The sequence below is a fragment of the Roseibium sp. JB4-4 genome (genome assembly GCF_055693425.1).
Window position 1 is genome coordinate 1,172,651 of sequence record NZ_CM146333.1, and the last position, 19,305, is coordinate 1,191,955.

Genomic DNA, 19,305 nt, shown 5'->3' on the forward strand with positions numbered 1-19,305 from the left:
GTCAATCAATCTGTTCAAGGTCATCTTCAAGCTCGCTCATGTCTTCGCCTCCGGCCATGAGATTGAGAACTTCCTCACGAGACTTCTCGCCCCGCTTGAATGACGCTGCGACCTCTCCCTGAATCAGGACTACAAATGTGTCGCCAACGCTCATGGCGTGGCGTGCATTATGCGTTATGAAGACAATGCCCGCACCGTTCTGCCGGGCGATTCTCATCATTTTGAGAACCATCGACGCTTCCTTGACGCCCAGGGCGGATGTCGGTTCGTCGAGGATCAGCATCTTGGCACCGAAATACATTGCCCGTCCTATTGCCAGAACCTGGCGTTCACCGCCGGACATCGTTCCAACAAGCTGATCTCCGCTGGTCACCCGGGTAAGCCCGAATTTCTGCATCTGTTCCACAGCGACCTCGTTGGCGAGACGTGTGTCGATGCTTCGAAACGGCCAACGGCCCTTGGCAGGTTCAGCGCCCAGAAAGAAATTGCGGCCAACGCTCATCAACGGGATAGAGCCAATGTCCTGATGAACTGTTGCAATACCGCGCTGACGTGCTTCGCGTGGCGTTGCAAATCTGGTTGGCCTGCCCTCGAAAAACACCGTTCCTGATGTTGGCTGGTGATACCCGGAAAGGACCTTGATCAGGGTTGACTTGCCGGCTCCATTGTCGCCGAGCAGGCAAAGGATCTTGCCTGGTTCGACCTGCATGGACACGTGTTTGAGCGCTTTGGTGGACCCGAAAAACTTGTCGACGTCGCGCAATTCCATAAGGGGCTGAGACATGACGGATCCTATTTGCTTGAGAGAGCCAACCGGCGAACGTAGTTGTTGGCAAGAACGGCTGCCGCAAGCAAAAGCCCAAGGAACAACTGGATCCAGTCCGTGTTCCAGCCGGTATAGAAAATTCCGCTTGATATGACACCGAACAGCGCCGTGCCGAGTACAATACCGGTGACACTGCCATACCCGCCGGTTAGCAGAACGCCGCCAATGACAACGACAATCGGAGCCTGGAACACAAAGCCCATACCGTAGGTCGCGTTGCCTGAATTCCATTGGACGCCCTGGAGGATGCCGACAAGGGCGGCGGCGAGTCCGGTCGCTATGAACAGGCTGATCTTGACCTGCTGCACCGGCACGCCTGCCCCTCGGGCAGCATCCAGATTGCCACCGGTTGCATAAATCCAGTTACCGAAGATGCTGCGGCTCAAAATCCGATAACCGATGAATGCAACGAGCAACCACCAGAGGATGGAAATATTGGCCTGGCCCCAGCGCGCCGCGAACACGAATTTTGCACTGTCGGAGGCAACAATCGAACTTGATGTGACATTGGCAACCAGACGCGAAATGCCCATGGTTGCGCCGATCACGATGAAGTTGGTTGCCAGGGTGACTATGAAAGAGGGCAGTTTGGTCTTTACGACAGCAAGTCCGTTCGCCAGACCAATCGTGGCGCCTGCGGCCAGTGCCAGAAAAACCATAGGCCAGATCGGCAATCCGTATTGGTTGGTTCCAAGCGCCAGGATCATGGACGAAGCCCCAACTGTCGAACCAATCGAAAGGTCGAACTCACCTGAAATCATCAAAAGACCTACCGGAATCGCGACAATTCCCAGTTCAGCGGCCAGATTGAGCCATCCGGCAGTCCCGTTCACTGAGATAAATCCGGTTCCCTGTGTGGCCAAGGCAAAGAAAAGGTAAGTGATGACAAAAGCCGCGAAAGCGCCCGCTTCGGGCCGCTTCATGAAATTCCTGAGCACGTCATTCTCCAGGCAAGCTAGGTTGGATACACGGACCGGGCCTTGCGGCTCCTAGGAGGCGCCGCGAACTCCTGCGTGTTCCTTGTTGACCTTCAGTGTTTCTTCGACATTGGAACTGTCGATCACCAATGGTCCGGTTTTGACATGCCCAATCGGATGCAGACCGTAATTCAGGTATTGGTGAGCGATCTGAATAGACATGAACCCTTGCAGATAAGGCTGCTGATCCATGGCAAATGCAAGGTCACCATTCTTGATCGCAAGGAGGGCTTCATTCGACAAGTCTGCCGTTCCGACCATGATATCGCCTTTACGTCCGACCTCATCCACCGCGCGCAATGCGGACATTGCGGGAACCGCATTCAATGTATAGATCCCGTCGATCTGGGGATTGGCCTGCAGGCTGCCCTTGATTGCCTGCGTCATCGCCTGTGGGTTTGTCGCATCCCCCGTACCGATGGTCTGATAGATCGTTTCTTTTCCGGCTTCCTTCATGGCAGCGACATAGCCATTGCACCGTTCTTCAACAGTCGGATTGCCGGGCACCTGGTTAAAGCAAAGACCTGTGGTCACACCGGCGTCCGCCTGGATCTGCCCCGCTTTGTACCCCATCTGATAAGGGTCTTCGCCGACAAATCCGATTGATCCGTTGCCCTCCCAAAGGGTCTGGCCGGAATTGTGAATGAGGACAGGAATACCGGCAGCCGTCGCCTCCTTGATCAACGGGTCCATGCCGTCTGGAAAGAATTCACCAACGAGAAGCATTCTGGGCTCACGGCTGATCGCTTGCTGCAAAAGCCGCGGGTAATCGCTCGTCATATTCGAGGTGTCCGTGACCGCGATATACTGGTAGTCGACATCGAAAATTTCCGCAGCATCGTCGAAGCCCTTCTTCACCGCGGCGAAAAACGGCCAGGACAACGGCCCGCTTACGACCAGGATCGGCCCCTCTTCATTGGACAATGCAGGCGAAGCGGCACCAAGGCCCAAAGTGACAGCGGCAGCCGCCAGAACTGATTTCATGAGTTTCATTTGATCCTCCCGTGATCTGACGACACGAACAAGGCATTTTTGACCGGATCCGTGTGTCTGTTCATCATGATGAGCACGGAAAATACGCCCTTGTCAATAATTATTCACGATGAATTACTATTGACCATTGGAAGATCCGCTTCTAGGCTGGATCACGTTGGCACTCACGATCTGACTGCCTATCTTGTTGAAAATAAAGACACCTTGTGGAGGTTGTATGCGATCAGTGTTGTGTTACGGAGATTCCAACACGTACGGACAAACGACCGCGAACAAACCAGATGACCGATATCCGCATGATGTCAGGTGGCCGGGAGTTCTACGCGGCCTCATCGGCAACGAGTGGCTTGTAATCGAAGAAGGTTTGAGTGGCAGAACCACCGTCAGTGATGACGAGATTGAGGGCTCTGAGAAGAATGGCCGAACCTATCTTCGGCCTTGCATCATGAGCCACAAGCCACTTGATCTGATCATCATCATGCTCGGCACCAACGACCTGAAGGTGCGCTTCAACAAGACCCCGGGTGAAATCGCCATGGGTGTCGGAGCGTTGGTCAGCGACATCAAATCCATGCCTGCCGGTGTCGATGGGAAGATCCCTGAAATACTGATTGTCGCACCGCCGCCAACAGCCCTTGATCTGAAAGAATGGTCGGATGTGTTTCTCGGTGCACAGGAAAAATCGCGTGCGCTGGCACGTGAATATGAACGTATTGCCGAAGCACATGAAGTGCATTTCTTCAATGCGGGTCTTGTCGTCAACTCAAGTGATGAGGACGGCTTTCATCTCGACGTTCAGGCCCACAAGGACTTGGGCCACGCCATTGCTGAAGAGATCGCGGCCATTGGCTGGCCGGAGCAAAATGACTAAACCATGAGGAATTAATTTCCGGACAAGATATACGCATCCGGTTCCCGACGCCCAAACGTGATAACCCATAACGTGAAGCCGTGCCTCGAACACGAGGTGAGCATCGCTGACCCTGACTTGAAAGCCGGAGGCTGTACTTTTGCCGGATATGCGTTTTGCCCCGCCACCAACTGTTCGTGTCGCAGAACACCCAGGCGGTATGAATCAGGTTTTGGCGCGCAGCTTCAACGAACGATTGATCATGTCCCTTCTCTTGCAGCATGAGGGCATGACTCGGCTCCAGCTCGGACAGGAAAGTGGGCTGTCCGCGCAGACGATATCTGTCATCGTCAGAGCTCTTGAACGTGACAATCTGGTCAGTAAAGGCGAAGCGGTCCGCGGACGGATCGGGCCTCCGACCACGCCAATCAGCTTGAACCCAAATGGGGCTTTTTCAATCGGGCTTCATGTTGACCGTCATGCAATCGAGGCGACCATCATAAACTTCGTCGGTGAGCCGGTCGCTCAAAGCCGCAGCCCCTTAGCTGTGCTTGATGTACAGACGGTGCAAGACACGCTGACCGGAACAGTCGACGCTTTGTTGTCGGAACTGGGTGCTGAGCAAAGAGCGCTTATTGCAGGAGTTGGCCTCACACTTCCCGGGCGTTTTGAGGCCGGCGGACCTGAGGAACAAGCAGTTCTTGCACATGACTTTGAAGAAGATTTGCGCGCGCATACTGGTTTTGAGGTGTTCATCCAGAACGACATAACCGCGACCGCCAGTGCGGAGACCTTGTTCGGTCAGGCCAAACGGATTGACGATCTGCTTTTCTGTTACGTCTGTGAGGACCTGAAACCTCGGCTAATTCTTGGTGGCCGCATCTATACAGGCGCAACTCCGCAGATTTCCATTTGCGACAGCAAAGCTTGGCAATTGACGCATGACGCAATCGCGTCTGGCGCGCAAGACGACGATCCGGCTGTCAGCCAGTGGCGTGGTACAGTCGTCGAAAAGCTGGGCAGTCTCGTTCAGAGCCTCGGCACGTTCGCAAAGGTCTCTGAATTGATTGTGTCGGCCCCGGTGCCAAAATCGATCACCGATGTGCTGGTGTCTGATTTGAAACTGAAGGTCTCGGACGATCTATCGGTAACTGGAAGCCAGTTTGGGCCGAATGCGCTTGCCTACGGAGCGGCAACCCTGCCGATCCATTCCAGGTTCACTGCGGAAAGCCCTTAGGCCCATTTGGCAAATCATTCCATTTCCAACGGCAAATGTGCGTGTATCCTGACCTCAAACAGACCAGATTGGTATAGACAAAAGACCATTCTTTTGCGCATTCGGTAGGGTGAGACACAGTCACGCCACCCGCCGTTGACCCTCGAAAAAAGCTTCAAGCCTCTCAAACGATGCCGTCCATCCGGCTGCGACCACGTCTTTCAGGCCACCGCCAATTTCCGACTGCTTGAGAACGACCCGCGTCCCCTTTCCGGTCTGTTCAAAACTCACCGAGACAAGCATTTCGGGCGCAAAGTCATTTGCCGGGATTGTGTATGCCAATTTGTTTGGCGGATCATAGTCGATCAGTGTGCCTTCGATCGTATGATCTCCGACGCCTTCAATGGACATTGTGTGCCGATAAGCGCCTTCCACTTTGGGCTCGACTGTGGAAACAACCCTGGTCGTATTTGCACAACCCCACCAATGCGTTGTTTTTGCCGCGTCAATCCAAGCATCGAAGACTGCCTCGATCGGTTGAGGAAACTCCTTGGTAATCGTCAGTATGTTGTCGGAAAAGCTTGTTTCAACGGCCATCTGGTCGCTCCCTTTGCTTTGTCAGAATGACGTCCATGTGATCAAAATGCGCGGTCCAGAAATCCACGTAATCCGTCAGCCAGTGCGCAGCTTCAGCTGCAGTTTCCGTGGCGGCCGTAACAATGGTCTCTCGTCCCCGCTTTTCTCGCCTGACAAGCCCCGCGCTATCCAGCACGCGCAGGTGCCGAGACACTGCGGGCTGCGAAATGTCGAAGTCGGATGTCAGTTCGTGCACTGTCCGCTCTCCCGAAGCCAGACTGGCCAGAATTCCCCGGCGTGTCGCGTCAGAGAGCGCTGAAAATACGAGATCAAGGTTTTTCGAATCCATAACAATATGGTTATGAATTTTCTCGATCAAGTCAACACTCGTGCCAAAACCAATAGATTTTGAATGCAGAAAACCAAAGACGTTTGCGGCAGAGACCGGAGCGTTTCTCAGGACCTCACACAGCATCGCGTGAGCGTGTCAATGAGCGCTTGGTAAGCGCGGCCCTTATAACTGCGATCTATACAACTCGAATTCAGACATGAGAAGCATCAGAATACGTCGATAGCAATCTCATGCCGTTTCCCTAGAAGTTCGGCGAAACGAGAGCAGTTGGCGTCGCTATGATAAGAAGTGAACTTTTGCGCTGGCGTTGGCGCGCTGTTGTTCAAGCAGCCTCGCGATTGGCTTTCCTGATCCGGCCTATGAAATCCGACAGCCAGGCTATTTCCTTCAGGTAGACTTCCATGCTGAGCGAGGCGAGTTCCATCAAGAGCGCCTGCGGGTTCTGATTGTCGAACCCGGTCTCCTTCAAGAAGGTCTGATACTCGTTGATGAACGCCTTCGGCACTTTCATGTCGATCTCACGCACTCCAGCTTGCAATGGGGCCTTCCAAAAGCGTCTGCCGCCATTTCGCGATTTCACAATCGTTAAGAACCCGGCCCTCAGGCGGGTATCGTCAGTTTTGCCCTTTCCTCGCTATCCCCAAGCCTCAAGCACCAATTGCTGAAAATCGCTGAAATTTGCTGATATCGGCAGACTGACAGCGGATTTTGCTTGCACTTGGCCAGCCAAATCTTCGACCCTGCCAAGAATCACAATTTTACCGCAATGAGCGGCTTCTCATGAGTGCCTGATGCCCCCGTCCACAGACCTTTCCTTTGAGCCACTGTCAGACGCCTTTGCGCAAGACCCCTATCCGACCTACGAGGCTCTGCGTGAAAGCGAGGGTTTGACCTATTACGAAGACTTTGATGTCTGGCTTGCCGCACGTTTTGAAGATGTCATGGAAATCGTCATGCATGACGATATGGTCCGATCCATGGAGCATGTTGCCAGTCCGGAAGAGATATCGGCGCAAAAGCGAGCCGGTAACTGGCACGACATGCCCCATCATTCCCGTTTCGTGCAATTCTCGTTGCTGGACAGTGACGGTGAAATTCATGACAGATTGCGCAAGCAGGTGTTCAAGCTGTTTACACCTGTCATGGTGGGCAAGCTGCGGGATGAGATACAGGCCTATGTGGACAGCCTCTACGACGGGTTACAGGATCACAGCGAAGTCGACTTTGTTGCCGATCTTGCCGCCCATGTGCCCGGCCATGTGATTGGACGGATCATCGGAGTTCCCGACGAGGACTGCCCGCAACTGCGGATCTGGTCGGAAAACATCGTGCAGTTTTTCGATATTGAACGGTCCGATGAACGCAAGGAACTCGCGGAACGCAATACGACCGAGTTTTACGAGTACCTGCTGAAGCTGAAAACTGAACGTGAGGCGGTGCCCAGGGACGATCTGCTGTCCGTGATGATACAGGCTGAACGCGAAGGGCACATGAACCACGACGAGTTCTTTTCCACTGCCATGCTGATCCTGATGGCAGGCCACGGATCGACAATTGATGTACTCGGTTCCGGCTTGCATGCGCTTTTGAAATTTCCAACGGAAATGCAGCGCATGCGCAAGGAGCCCGGCATCATGAAGACGGCTGTGCAGGAAATGTTCCGGTATGAATCGCCCCTGCCCTTCTTTCATCGCTATTCGACCAAGGAGATGAATGTGTGCGGCAGCACGTATCCCCGGGGTACGAAGTTCGGTGTGCTTTACGGTGCTGCCAACAGAGATCCGCGACAATTTCCGAATGCAGACATCTTCGACGTCGGACGCTCCCCCAACTGGCACACCGCTTTTGGCAGAGGTGCACATTTTTGTCTGGGCAATCATCTGGCGCGGCTGGATATGGACATCATCTTTTCAACGCTGTTGAAACGTTTTCGATCCGTTGAGCTGGCAGAAGAGGCACCCAAATACAAACGCGGACTGTCCGTCCGGGGTCCGCAGGCTCTCAAAGTTGCCTGGAAGCCAGCTTGACCTTTTCCTGATAACCTACTGACCTAAAATATCTTCTGAAGCCACTTAAGAATTTGATTCAAGAACCGGGATAAAGACCATGCGTATCAGTCTCTCACTTTCGATCCTTCTCGGCTTCGGCTTTGGCGCGACAGCATTTGCTGAAGGTGTCGATCTGGGACCACGACCTGCCTATCTCGTTTCTCAAATGAACGCCGGCCCGTTGAAAGACAAGCTCGCCGCCTGCATCGGCAAACCTGCAAAGCCGTCGCTCTTTTCCATCAGTCACCGAGGCGCACCGCTGCAATTTCCCGAGCACACCGAAGAAGGATACCGAGCCGCTGCGCTGATGGGCGCGGGTGTGCTGGAATGCGACGTGACCTTTACCGCAGACAAGGAATTGGTTTGCCGTCACTCCCAGAACGATTTGCATACCACGACCAACATTCTTGCGACGAACCTTGCAGCCAAGTGCACCTCTGGATTTGAACCGGCCAGCGGCGGCGATCCCGCGTCCGCCGAATGCAGAACTTCGGATATCAGTTTAGCTGAATTCAAGTCCCTGAAGGGGAAAATGGACAGTGCCGACAAGCAGGCACAGTCGGTTGAAGACTACATGAACGGCACGGCTTCGTGGAGGACGGAGCTTTACGGGGCGACCGGCACATTGATGACCCACGCTGAATCCATCGCCCTATTCAAGGACCTCGGTGTCAAATTCACGCCGGAACTGAAGTCGCCGAAGATTGACATGCCCCATGACGGTTTTTCACAAGCAGACTACGCACAGAAGCTGATCGACGACTACAAGGAAGCTGGTGTTCCACCCGAAGATGTCTTTGCACAGTCCTTCCGTCTCGATGACGTGCTTTACTGGATCGAAAACGAACCGGAATTCGGCAAACAGGCGGTGTTCCTGGATGGCCGGCGCGACGTCAATCCACAGGATCCGTCGACATTTTCTCCCTCGATGCAGGAACTGAAGGACAAGGGCGTGAACTACATCGCACCGCCGCTCTTTGTGCTTATGAGCGTCGAAGACGGCAAAATAGTTCCATCAGCTTATGCGAAAGCCGCAAAAGACGCCGGATTGGACCTCATCACCTGGACGCTGGAGCGTTCAGGACCGCTGAACACGGGCGGCGGGTGGTACTATCAGACCGTCAGCGACGTGATCAAGTCAGACGGTGACATGCTGGAAGTCGTGGATGTTCTGGCAAAGGATGTTGGCGTGAAGGGTATCTTCTCGGATTGGCCAGCAACCACCAGTTTCTACGCATCCTGCATGGGTCTCAACTAAATGCGCAGATAGGGCAAATTCAATTTTGCGTTGCAAGGCCGCGTTTACCGTTTGTCGTTAGACCTAACCCCGTAGCAATTCAATTGGGGGCGGCCTTGAAAACCCATCCGTTGCGCAGTGTCGATTGTCAGCTGCTGTATGAAACTTATGCACCGCTCGACAGCGACGCGGTTCAAACGCTCATTAGGAAGACGATCGGGCATTTCGGGCTCGACCCGGTTGCTTGCCGGCTTATGGTGACCAGCACGGAGGCGGACATCTACATGTTGTTCGGTGACATGCAGATCATGGTCACGCAAAGTTTGCCGCTTACCCAGAAGACCCACCTTACCGGTTCAACAAGTGATCTGATGACCCAAAACGTCTTTTCAGACGCTCCCGAGGTCATTGAGCAATGCCACGCCGTCACGAGCATTTCCGTACGCAAGTTTGGTATGGGCGGCGTCGACCTGCCCGAAAACATTGCCAAAGTGATGGGGCCTGATTTCGAGGCTTTCTGCGACAGCAAAAAGACCAGGTTCGCCATGGACCTGACCAAAATGCTCGCAGCTCAGATAGGCTTGAAAACGCCGTGCAAGGGTGTGTTTTGGGGACCAAACAGCTATTTGTTACCGGTAAAGACCTTCTGCAATTTCGCGACCGATGACAATCCGACCACTCTATTCATCCGCTCTCATTTCTATTCTCCGATTCAGTCCGTGTCAGACAAAAGGGCTATCGGGGTCGCTGCAGCGGGTTCTGAATATCTGATCGGCTATCAGCTGCAATTCGATCCGTGCACCCTGCCGCCGGAATACATGGTCTCCAACCTTCTCGCATTCGTTGGATTTTGCTATCAGCGCGAAGAAGTCTTCCCCGATGGCGACGTCTTTGGCATGACCGCTGATGAAAAGATCAGAATCACTTACGAAAAAACAGACGAAGATTTCCCGGACCGCATTGTCCTATGTGTGCAATCCAGTGCCGAACTTGGCATCTCAGGCGGTGATCGTCCAACGATCCAGAATCAATACGATGAAAGCGGCGAAATCCAGTCGTCAAAAATCAGCGATGTCGACGTCAGCGACCTGGATCCTGACGATCCGGTAGACGCTGCGATCTTACAGCGCCTGTATGAAGTCAAAAAATCTTCTCCGCAAAACCCAGATAGTGCGGGTGCGTCCGAGCCGGAACAAAAACACCACGACAAAACTGCCGTGCAATCCTCTGACGAGACGGCATGGCGTGACGATGTTCGCGAGACCGGCCTAACCGGAACCCCTCGTAAGAGGGTGCCTCCTTCATCGCGCCCGTCAATGAGTGAACTCAGAGAATTTGCCCGCCAAGCTCAAGTTGCCGGTGAGCCGGAAAGGTTCCAAAAAACAAGTTTTTTGCAAAAATTTCTGGGCAAGTTTCAGAAGTCTTAGACCTATGCGGAACGCTAAGACTTATCGCGCCTGATCGAGCGTGCGCTTGCATTCCAGCAGTTCAAAGAGCGTTGCCTGCAGGCGCCTGATGTCCTCTTTGGTGACGGAAGCTTTGCCGGCCGGGGCACTTGCAGCAGGCTTTTCGCCTCGCAGTCGACCCAGAATGTTCAGACCGCCGGATTGTGAACCCGTATCCGTTTCGGGGGCATCATCCGGCAACAGACCGCTCGGCAACTTCTCCTGAGGTCCATACCCATTGTCAGTGTACTCAGGCGTCGGTGACGAAGACGCCTCAGGCGCTGCAGAGACAGGTTCAACAGCCTCCGGTTCCATATGGATCTGCGCGATGTCTTCCTGCCAGGCCTGCATAACGAAACGCGGTCCCTGCTCCTTCAAAATGCGCTGGACACCTTTGATGGTGTACCCCTCGCCATAGAGCAGATGCCGGATGCCTTTTAAGAGCTCCACATCGTCAGGCCGGTAATAGCGGCGCCCACCACCTCGTTTTAGCGGCTTGATCTGCGAGAATCGGGTCTCCCAAAAGCGCAGCACATGCTGCGGCAAATCAAGGTCTTCTGCGACTTCGCTAATGGTACGAAAAGCGTCTGGGCTTTTATCCTGCGAGCTCATCCGGTCTTTTTTGGTTATTTACTGGCCTGTCCTGTCAGCGCATCATTGATCCGCTGCTTCAATACATTGGACGGTTTAAACACCATCACTCGGCGCGGTGAAATCGGTACTTCCTCGCCAGTCTTCGGATTGCGGCCGATACGCTCCCCTTTGGAGCGGACCACAAATGACCCGAAGCTTGATAATTTTACCGATTCTCCCGTCACAAGACAGTCAGAAATTTCAGAAAGTACACGTTCGACCAATTCAGAAGATTCGGTGCGCGAAAGCCCGACTTTTTGATAAACGGCTTCGCACAAATCCGCGCGGGTAATAGTCCGGTTGCCCATAACCCCTCCTCAAGGACGCCAGTGATCTGGCTGATTTTGCAAGAGAACTTCGATGCAAGGCCATACGGTACGGCCTCAAGGCGAGCCGGTCAACCGGAACTCCTTAACAAGATCGCATTTGTCGTTTTTTGAATGAAGACCGACTACCAGCGCAGCAGGACCGAACCCCAGGTAAAACCGCCGCCCATCGCCTCCAACATCAAAAGATCGTTCTTTTTGACACGTCCGTCCCGAACGGCCGTATCCAAGGCCAAAGGTATGGATGCGGCAGACGTGTTGCCGTGCAGCTGTACCGTTGTCACCACTTTCTCAGGCGCGATATTCAGTTTCTTCGCACTGGCATCAATGATGCGTTTGTTGGCCTGGTGCGGTATGAACCAATCCAGATCATCAGAGGACAATCCTGTCGCCTTGTAAGCGTCCTCAATCACATCGGTGATCATGCCAACCGCATGTTTGAAGACTTCGCGGCCTTCCATGCGCAAGTGTCCAACCGTTTGCGTTGCCGAAGGACCTCCATCGACAAACAGCTTTTCCTTGTGACGCCCATCCGAGCGCAGATGCGACGTGAGAATTCCACGGTCTGCATTGGTTCCGGCGCACTCTTCAGCTTCGACCACGACAGCACCTGCCCCGTCGCCAAAAAGCACGCAGGTGGTGCGATCGGTCCAATCAAGTATCCTGGAAAAAGTTTCCGCACCGATCACAAGACACCGCTTTGCCAATCCGGACCGGATATAGGCATCAGCTGTCGTGAGGGCATAGACAAAACCCGAGCAGACAGCATGAATATCAAAGGCAGCACCGTGGTAAATGCCAAGACCGCTTTGAACGGTCACCGCCGTTGCAGGAAACGTGTTGTCGGGCGTTGCCGTGGCAAGAATGATCGTGTCGATGTCCTGTGCATCAAGACCTGCATGCTCAAGGGCTCTTTTTGCAGCACCGAGTGCAAGGTCGGACGTCACCTGCCCTTCGGCCGCTACGTGCCGTTGTTTGATGCCGGTACGCTGTACGATCCAATCGTCTGAGGTATCGACCATCTTTGAAAGGTCGTCGTTGGTCAGGATCTTTTCCGGCAGGAAACTGCCACAGCCGGTCACGGTCGAACGGATAACGCTCACAAATCACCTTCCGATGTGGGCCCGTCTTCAGCGAAGCGACCCCGATGGTAGTGCACAAGATCCTGAGCGATCTTGTGAGTCAGTTCATTTTTAACCATGTCATAGGCCAGATCGATCGCCGAGGCATAGCCCTCGGCATCCGTGCCGCCATGGCTTTTGATCACAATGCCGTTCAATCCCAGGAACACACCACCATTGACCTTGCGCGGATCCATTTTCTCGCGCAGCAGGTCAAAGGCGCCTTTGGCGAAGAGATAACCAATTTTGGACATAAAGGTCCGATTCATAGCCGAACGCAAGTAACTGCCGATCTGTTTGGCCGTACCTTCTGCTGTCTTCAATGCGATGTTGCCGGCAAAGCCTTCCGTCACGACGACATCCACGGTCCCTTTACCGAGGTCATCACCCTCGACGAAGCCAGCGTATTCGAGTGAGCGCAGAGGCGTTTCCCGCAACAGACGTCCTGCGGTGCGGACCTCTTCGAGCCCCTTCACCTCTTCAACACCTATATTGAGAAGGCCAACGCTGGGGCGTTGCACCCCGAACAGGGCACGCGCCATCGCACCGCCCAAAATGGCGAAATCAATGAGCTGTTGAGCATCAGCGCCAATCGTGGCCCCCACATCCAGCACAACGGACTCACCGCGTGTCGTCGGCCATATCGCCGCAATTGCGGGCCGCTCGATGTTTGCCATCGTACGCAGGCAAAATTTGGACATTGCCATCAATGCACCGGTATTGCCGGCAGACACGGCAACTGAGGCTTCGCCCTGTTTGACAGCCTCGATCGACCGCCACATGGAAGACCTCCAGCGGCCTTGGCGCAGCGCCTGGCTCGGCTTTGTGTCCATGGCGATGGAAACGTCGCAATGATGAAAAGTCGAAGCGTCGCGAACGCGCGGATACTCTTCGAGGAGCGGACCGATGACCTTTTCATTGCCATACAGGATGAAATGAATATCAGGATGCCGGACAAGCGCGATCTCGGCGCCGGGAATGACAACCTCGGCCCCGTTATCGCCGCCCATGGCGTCCAGGGAAATCGGTATAGTTTTCGCCATCTAGAATGTCTTTTGACGTTTCGCTACCAAGAACAGCACCGGATGGCGCCCCCCATAGTCCTGCCACCACGACAGAGGCCCAGACAGGAGTGCCAAGAACGGGCGCGAACATAACGGTTTTGGCAAGACTGACAACCGTTTTAATGAACGTGCACCGAACTGACGTTGAAAACCCGCTCACCCAGCCAGAGGGTCCACACCGACCGGCGTGAGTTACGGCACGATCATTTGTCGGCCGGGTTGTCCTTCAGTGCCTGAAGGGCGGCAAATGGCGAGGGCTTTTCCTCTGCCTGTTCACCGGCGTCTGGGGCCTCCTCCTCCCCGGTTTCAAACTCTACGCCTGGACGACGCGGAAAAGGATCCAGTGACAGGGCAAGCTCCTCGCAGATGACCCCACCCAGATCAAGCACACCATCCTCGATCACGTCGGGTGGATCGAGCGATTCCAAGTCTATTTCGATTTCGCCGTCGTCATTCAGATCTCGAGCCTTGCGTGCCCGGGTCGAGTGTGGCTCGAACGTACGGTCCACGTCCAGCTTGAGACTGCTTTGGAAGGGTTCAAGCGTTACCACACAGGTTTGTGTCACAGTTGCCGATATTGGCCCGACCACCCGCAATCCGGCTTTTCTGTAGGGCTTGAGAGTGAAATCTGCCTTGAGTGTTTCAATCCCATCCAGTTCATAGGTTTTGGCAATGGCGGCCAACTCAGCCTGATCCGGCTTCACGACCACCGACTGGTCCTTGTCGACCACCTTGCTTGCATTCACCTTGAAGGAATAGGGAAAACTGTTCTGTGCCATTGTTCTTCTTCTAATTTTTGCGTTTGGCCTATGTTGTGTTTCTTTTCGAAACAGGATTTCAGACTGGCAAGGTCTTGAAGGCATTTGGATCTGGCCAGCGAACATCGGTGCGCATAAGATCCTGCGCAGACTGTTCGTTTAACAGCCTCGCAGCCTCCAGAACATAGGCAGCAAGTCTCTTTTGAGCGACCGGCTGCGCATCTTCTGTGAAAATATTGCGCCCGATAGCGTCAGCAAGTTCGGCAACATTGCCACTATCGATGGCGGAGATATAAGCATCCGCCCGGCCATAGAAAGCCTCGCCCATCACTTTCACTTTTTTGGGAACGCGTGTGTCGCTTACGCCCATCTCTCTCAGAGACGCATCCATATCCTGAAAAAACAGATCAAAGACGTTTTGCGCAAATTCCGCCACATCAGCGCCCTCGCCCCGCATACGGCGGAAATACAGCACTGCATGAGCAACGATCATGTCAAATCGGCCATCCACAGTATCGGGGACAAGTAACCCTGAATAAAAGACCGGTTGCCGCGCTTGAGCCACGATTTCACAATAAACCTTGTGCTCGGCATCGCGGGAACGGCGGCGGAACAGCCCAAAAAGCATGACGTCTCCATAAAACCAAGTGTTGCCTTGTGCCCTATCCCACGATAGTGAATTTGCCAAGCAACGAAATTCAAGGAAGCCAGCAGATCTGGCAAGATGGGACTTCTTAAATGAACTTCAAGGCAGGCGCCCTGATCCTTCCGCTTCTTGTAACACTGCCTCTCGGCGGATGTTTCACGACCACCTACACGCATGGTCATGTCATCACAAGCGACATGATGAGCCAGGTGCAGGTCGGCTCCAGCCGTGAACAGGTTGAACTGGTCCTCGGCTCACCCTCCACAACGTCGAGCCTTGCGGGCGATGCCTACTACTATATTTCCCAGAAGACCGCGACCACGGCCTTCATGGCCCCCGATATCGTCGAACAGCGCGTCGTGGCGGTCTATTTCGATGAGGACGGTTTCGTCAAAGACATGGGCAACTACTCCCTCGAAGACGGCAAGATCGTCGATATCGTGACCCGCAAGACGCGGACAGGCGGTGCCGACTATGGCTTCCTGACCCAGATCCTGCGCGGCGCGACAAACCCGAACTTCAGTCTCTGACCTATTTCAGTGGCTCAAACAAAAACCCCGGCCTGACAGGCCGGGGTTTTCTCTTTTCATTTCGCTATCCTCAATGCGCGAGGATCGCCAACAGCAACAGTGCCATGATGTTGGTGATTTTGATCATCGGGTTCACCGCCGGGCCGGCAGTGTCCTTGTAAGGATCACCAACTGTATCGCCGGTTACCGATGCCTTGTGCGCGTCACTGCCCTTTTCGTGGGTCACGCCGTCCTTGTCGGTGAAACCGTCTTCAAACGACTTCTTCGCGTTGTCCCATGCACCGCCACCGGCGGTCATCGATATCGCCACGAACAGTCCAGTGACAATCACGCCAAGCAGCATGGCACCGAGGGCTGCAAACGCATCCGCCGGGGTTGCCACCGCCCGCACCACGAAGAAGACCACGATCGGTGACAGCACGGGAAGCAGCGAGGGAATGATCATTTCCCGAATGGCTGCCTTCGTGAGCATATCCACCGCCCGGCCATAGTCCGGCCGCTCCGTACCCTGCATGATACCCGGCTTTTCCTTGAACTGACGGCGGACCTCTTCCACAACTGCCCCGGCAGCCCGGCCCACAGCCGTCATTGAAATGCCACCGAAGAGATATGGCAGCAGTCCACCGAACAGAAGACCGGCGACGACATAAGGGTTGGAGAGCGTGAACAGCGTGCTGACATCAATGCCGTAGAAGATCGATCCTTCTTGCGCATTGGCAGAGAAGAATTTCAAATCTTCCGTGTAGGCGGCAAACAACACCAGGGCACCGAGACCGGCAGAACCGATTGCGTAGCCCTTGGTGACTGCCTTTGTGGTGTTGCCGACAGCGTCGAGCGCATCCGTCGTTGTGCGGACTTCAGCAGGCAGGTCAGCCATTTCAGCAATACCACCGGCATTGTCAGTCACCGGACCAAACGCATCAAGGGCAACAACCATGCCTGCCAGAGCAAGCATCGTCGTCACCGCGATTGCGATGCCGAACAATCCGGCAAAGGAGAAGGTCACCAAAATACCGGCAATAATTATGATTGCCGGAAGGGCTGTTGCCTCGAGCGAAACCGCTAGCCCCTGAATGACATTGGTGCCGTGACCTGTAACCGAAGCCTGTGCGATGGATTTCACCGGGCGATACTCAGTGCCCGTATAATACTCGGTCACCCAGATGATCAGGCCGGTAACAATCAGCCCCACAACGCCGCACACGAACAGATCAAAGCCGGAGAAGGTTGTTCCGCCTGAGGTCGTGTATTCGGTGCTGCCACCAAGCCAGCCAAAAATGATCACCGCAAGTGCGACTGCCGACAGGACCGAAGTTGCAATGAAGCCCTTGTAGAGGGCCCCCATGATCGAGTTGTTTTCGCCAAGCTTGACGAAGAACGTGCCGATGATGGAGGTGACCACACAGCTGGCGCCAATAAGGAGCGGCAACAGCATCAACTCAACTGCCTGGGCGCCGGTGAAGAAGATCGACGCCAGAACCATGGTGGCGACAACGGTAACCGCATAGGTTTCGAACAAGTCAGCAGCCATGCCGGCACAGTCACCGACATTGTCGCCGACGTTGTCCGCAATGGTAGCAGGGTTGCGGGGATCGTCCTCTGGGATTCCGGCTTCTACCTTACCAACGAGGTCTCCGCCAACGTCAGCACCCTTGGTGAAGATACCGCCGCCGAGACGCGCAAATATCGAGATAAGAGAGGCACCGAAGCCAAGGGCCACCAGAGCATCGATCACGGTTCTGTCTGACTCTGCATAGCCCATCGGGCCTGTCAGAATTGTAAAGTAGACGGCAACACCCAGCAGCGCGAGGCCGGCAACCAAAAGGCCGGTGACAGCACCGGCCTTGAACGCAATTTCCAACCCTGCCCCTAGGCTTTGGCTTGCTGCTTGAGCAGTGCGGACATTCGCCCGCACGGAAACCATCATGCCGATGTAACCAGCTGCGCCGGAGAGGATGGCGCCAATGGCAAACCCGATTGCCGCAGGTCCGGAAAGCAGTATCCAAACAAGTACAAAAACAACCGCACCAACGATCGCGATCGTAGTGTATTGCCTGTTGAGATATGCGCTGGCTCCTTCCTGGATCGCTTCCGCGATCTCCTGCATACGGGCATTTCCCGCGTCCGCCGCCATAACGGACTGAATGGCCCAAGCGCCATAGGCGATGGACAAGAGACCACAAAAAATGATGACGACAAGCTCGATCATACTTCCTCCCAAGACTGTGGCGGCATGATTTTCTTGTTGTTTTTTCGCCGTACCGCAATTCACGCCATTTCCGCAGCGTGAAGCATCGACACGATAGCAGCAAAGCGGAGCGCTTCGTCAAGCTCTCACATTGTTTAATTCGGTACTTCCGTTGCGGTATTGTTTGGTGCAGTGCGGTATTTATGCTGCAATGACGAAATGAATTTTCGCAACGACTTTAAGCGGTTGTAACTTCTTTTCTTTCAGCCCAGACGAGCCAACCCAGCAAACCGAGACAAAGTGCCACAAATGGAAAGACCAGAATATTGACGGTGCCCCAGCCGAAGGCGTTAAGCAGTGCACCGGAAGAAAACGACGCCGCAGCTACGAATCCGAAAACCAGAAAGTCGTTTGCGGCCTGCACCATATTGCGTTCTTCGGGCCGATAGGCTTCGGTGAGCATTGCTGTTGCGCCAATGAAACCGAAGTTCCAGCCCAGTCCCAAAAGGACAAGAGCGGTCCAGAAGTGCGTCAGTTCAATACCCATCAACGCTACGACCGAACACCCGGCAAGAAGCGCAAGGCCTATGGAAACGACCCTTTCCTTGCCGTAGCGCGCGATCAGACTGCCGGTGAAGAAACTCGGGCCGAACATCGCCAACACGTGCCACTGGATACCTAGCGCCGCGTCGGTCTCCGTCAGGCCGCAGGCAATCATGGCAAGGGGCGTTGCCGTCATCACGAGGCTCATCAGAGCATAAGAACAAATCCCGCAAGCAGCAGCGACTATGAAGCGGCGCTGCGCCATGATCTCAAGAAGGGGACGACCGCCCGCCTGGGCATGACTGATCCGGGGCGGTTTTGGGATCTTGATGAATAGAACCAGGACAAAGGCAACAAGCGCGAGGCCTGCCTGTGCAAGGTAGGTCCCGGCAAAAAGAATTGGTGAGAAAAGGTCCTTGGTGGCGATGACAGTTTGAGGCCCGACAATTCCGGCCAGGACACCGCCTGCCAACACCCAGGATATTGCTTTGGGTTTGAATGCATTGCTTGCCGTATCTGCGGCCGCGAACCTGTACTGCTGGACAAATGCACCGGTAAAGCCCCCAGACAGCAGGCTAAGGAAAACAGCAGGAAACTGTCTCTGAACACTGCAAATGAGGCCAGCAGGCCTGCAAGGACACCAAGAAGAGAAGCGCCTGCAAAACCCGCACGGCGCCCGTAACGTCGCATGATCATGCCGGCAGGGATGGTACCGAACGCTGTGCCGAGAACCATGGTTGATACGGGCAAGGTTGCCAGGGACTTGTCTTCGTCCAGCATCATGTACCCGACAAGCGGGCCTGTGGCGATCACGATCGAAGCCGAAGCACCTCCGACAGCTTGTGCAAGGGCAAGCAACAAAGCGTTGCGCTTGGCCAATCGGTCATCAACAAAGGCTTCCGTCAGAGCGGCGGTCATGGCTCAAGTCTCTGGTTTCAGATAGTCAAAAAAGGCAGGAATCAACCGGTAACATGAG

19 protein-coding genes and 1 pseudogene are annotated in these 19,305 nt (G+C 54.6%); 6 read left to right on the plus strand and 14 right to left on the minus strand.

What is annotated here, in order from left to right:
* Position 1 precedes the first annotated feature (1 nt).
* The 3 genes from ACZ1HV_RS05365 to ACZ1HV_RS05375 are packed head-to-tail and all read right to left on the minus strand — an operon-like array spanning position 2 to position 2,796.
* Positions 2–784 (minus strand): ATP-binding cassette domain-containing protein, encoded by a 783-nt coding sequence (locus tag ACZ1HV_RS05365; RefSeq protein WP_298958032.1) that lies wholly within the window; start codon positions 782–784, stop codon positions 2–4.
* 8 nt (positions 785–792) lie between these two features.
* Positions 793–1,764, minus strand: a complete 972-nt coding sequence (locus ACZ1HV_RS05370; RefSeq protein ID WP_298982454.1) for an ABC transporter permease — start codon at positions 1,762–1,764, stop codon at positions 793–795.
* A 51-nt stretch (positions 1,765–1,815) separates the two neighbouring features.
* Entirely contained in the window at positions 1,816–2,796 is a 981-nt protein-coding gene (locus ACZ1HV_RS05375; RefSeq protein WP_298814841.1) for a sugar ABC transporter substrate-binding protein, read from the minus strand.
* Positions 2,797–3,013: 217 nt separating this feature from the next.
* On the opposite strand from ACZ1HV_RS05375, the gene ACZ1HV_RS05380 reads away from it, so the two are divergent.
* Both ACZ1HV_RS05380 and ACZ1HV_RS05385 read left to right on the plus strand, forming a co-directional pair.
* Positions 3,014–3,667 carry an SGNH/GDSL hydrolase family protein gene (locus tag ACZ1HV_RS05380; RefSeq protein ID WP_298958036.1) on the plus strand — a complete coding sequence of 218 codons (654 nt, stop codon included), beginning with the start codon at positions 3,014–3,016 and terminating at the stop codon, positions 3,665–3,667.
* 148 nt (positions 3,668–3,815) lie between these two features.
* Entirely contained in the window at positions 3,816–4,883 is a 1,068-nt protein-coding gene (locus tag ACZ1HV_RS05385) for an ROK family transcriptional regulator (protein WP_472718403.1), read from the plus strand.
* Positions 4,884–5,003: 120 nt separating this feature from the next.
* Here ACZ1HV_RS05385 and ACZ1HV_RS05390 read toward each other — a convergent pair whose 3' ends face one another.
* From ACZ1HV_RS05390 to ACZ1HV_RS05400, 3 genes are all read right to left on the minus strand, one after another.
* Complete coding sequence (locus tag ACZ1HV_RS05390; RefSeq protein WP_298958038.1) at positions 5,004–5,459, minus strand: SRPBCC family protein; 456 nt, start codon at positions 5,457–5,459, stop codon at positions 5,004–5,006.
* Entirely contained in the window at positions 5,449–5,787 is a 339-nt protein-coding gene (locus ACZ1HV_RS05395) for an ArsR/SmtB family transcription factor (protein WP_472717540.1), read from the minus strand. The genes ACZ1HV_RS05390 and ACZ1HV_RS05395 overlap by 11 nt, the downstream gene beginning before the upstream one ends.
* A 325-nt stretch (positions 5,788–6,112) precedes the next feature.
* The gene (locus tag ACZ1HV_RS05400; protein WP_298814854.1) at positions 6,113–6,301 is read right to left on the minus strand and encodes a hypothetical protein; all 189 of its coding nucleotides are present in this window, start codon (positions 6,299–6,301) and stop codon (positions 6,113–6,115) included.
* A gap of 280 nt (positions 6,302–6,581) precedes the next feature.
* On the opposite strand from ACZ1HV_RS05400, the gene ACZ1HV_RS05405 reads away from it, so the two are divergent.
* The 3 genes from ACZ1HV_RS05405 (at position 6,582) to ACZ1HV_RS05415 (ending at position 10,502) form a co-directional block, all read left to right on the plus strand.
* A complete protein-coding gene (locus ACZ1HV_RS05405; protein ID WP_298814856.1) occupies positions 6,582–7,817 on the plus strand; it encodes a cytochrome P450 in 1,236 nt (411 codons plus the stop codon).
* A 79-nt stretch (positions 7,818–7,896) separates the two neighbouring features.
* A complete protein-coding gene (locus ACZ1HV_RS05410; RefSeq protein ID WP_472717541.1) occupies positions 7,897–9,096 on the plus strand; it encodes a glycerophosphodiester phosphodiesterase family protein in 1,200 nt (399 codons plus the stop codon).
* Between the two features lie 95 nt (positions 9,097–9,191).
* Positions 9,192–10,502, plus strand: coding sequence for a hypothetical protein (locus tag ACZ1HV_RS05415; protein WP_472717542.1), 1,311 nt, complete (start codon positions 9,192–9,194; stop codon positions 10,500–10,502).
* 21 nt (positions 10,503–10,523) lie between these two features.
* On the opposite strand, the gene ACZ1HV_RS05420 is transcribed toward ACZ1HV_RS05415, so the two are convergent.
* The 6 genes from ACZ1HV_RS05420 to ACZ1HV_RS05445 all read right to left on the minus strand — a co-directional run bounded on the left by ACZ1HV_RS05420 (position 10,524) and on the right by ACZ1HV_RS05445 (position 15,050).
* On the minus strand, positions 10,524–11,132 hold the full coding sequence (locus ACZ1HV_RS05420) for a MerR family transcriptional regulator (protein ID WP_298814865.1): 609 nt from the start codon (positions 11,130–11,132) through the stop codon (positions 10,524–10,526).
* A 14-nt stretch (positions 11,133–11,146) separates the two neighbouring features.
* A complete protein-coding gene (locus tag ACZ1HV_RS05425; protein ID WP_023003819.1) occupies positions 11,147–11,461 on the minus strand; it encodes an integration host factor subunit alpha in 315 nt (104 codons plus the stop codon).
* 143 nt (positions 11,462–11,604) lie between these two features.
* On the minus strand, positions 11,605–12,582 hold the full coding sequence (locus ACZ1HV_RS05430; RefSeq protein WP_298814870.1) for a beta-ketoacyl-ACP synthase III: 978 nt from the start codon (positions 12,580–12,582) through the stop codon (positions 11,605–11,607).
* Positions 12,579–13,643, minus strand: a complete 1,065-nt coding sequence (gene plsX / locus ACZ1HV_RS05435; RefSeq protein ID WP_298814873.1) for a phosphate acyltransferase PlsX — start codon at positions 13,641–13,643, stop codon at positions 12,579–12,581. Before plsX ends, ACZ1HV_RS05430 begins: the two co-directional genes overlap by 4 nt.
* Before the next feature lie 224 nt (positions 13,644–13,867).
* Positions 13,868–14,443 carry a YceD family protein gene (locus ACZ1HV_RS05440; RefSeq protein WP_298982461.1) on the minus strand — a complete coding sequence of 192 codons (576 nt, stop codon included), beginning with the start codon at positions 14,441–14,443 and terminating at the stop codon, positions 13,868–13,870.
* Positions 14,444–14,501: 58 nt separating this feature from the next.
* Positions 14,502–15,050, minus strand: coding sequence for a ubiquinol-cytochrome C chaperone family protein (locus ACZ1HV_RS05445; RefSeq protein ID WP_472717543.1), 549 nt, complete (start codon positions 15,048–15,050; stop codon positions 14,502–14,504).
* A 110-nt stretch (positions 15,051–15,160) separates the two neighbouring features.
* On the opposite strand from ACZ1HV_RS05445, the gene ACZ1HV_RS05450 reads away from it, so the two are divergent.
* On the plus strand, positions 15,161–15,598 hold the full coding sequence (locus ACZ1HV_RS05450; protein WP_265681224.1) for an outer membrane protein assembly factor BamE: 438 nt from the start codon (positions 15,161–15,163) through the stop codon (positions 15,596–15,598).
* Positions 15,599–15,668: 70 nt separating this feature from the next.
* Here the strand turns inward: ACZ1HV_RS05450 and ACZ1HV_RS05455 are convergent, their stop codons facing one another.
* A complete protein-coding gene (locus ACZ1HV_RS05455) occupies positions 15,669–17,807 on the minus strand; it encodes a sodium-translocating pyrophosphatase (RefSeq protein ID WP_298814894.1) in 2,139 nt (712 codons plus the stop codon).
* Positions 17,808–18,024: 217 nt separating this feature from the next.
* Positions 18,025–19,247: pseudogene (locus ACZ1HV_RS05460) on the minus strand (MFS transporter).
* Between the last annotated feature and the right edge of the window lie 58 nt (positions 19,248–19,305).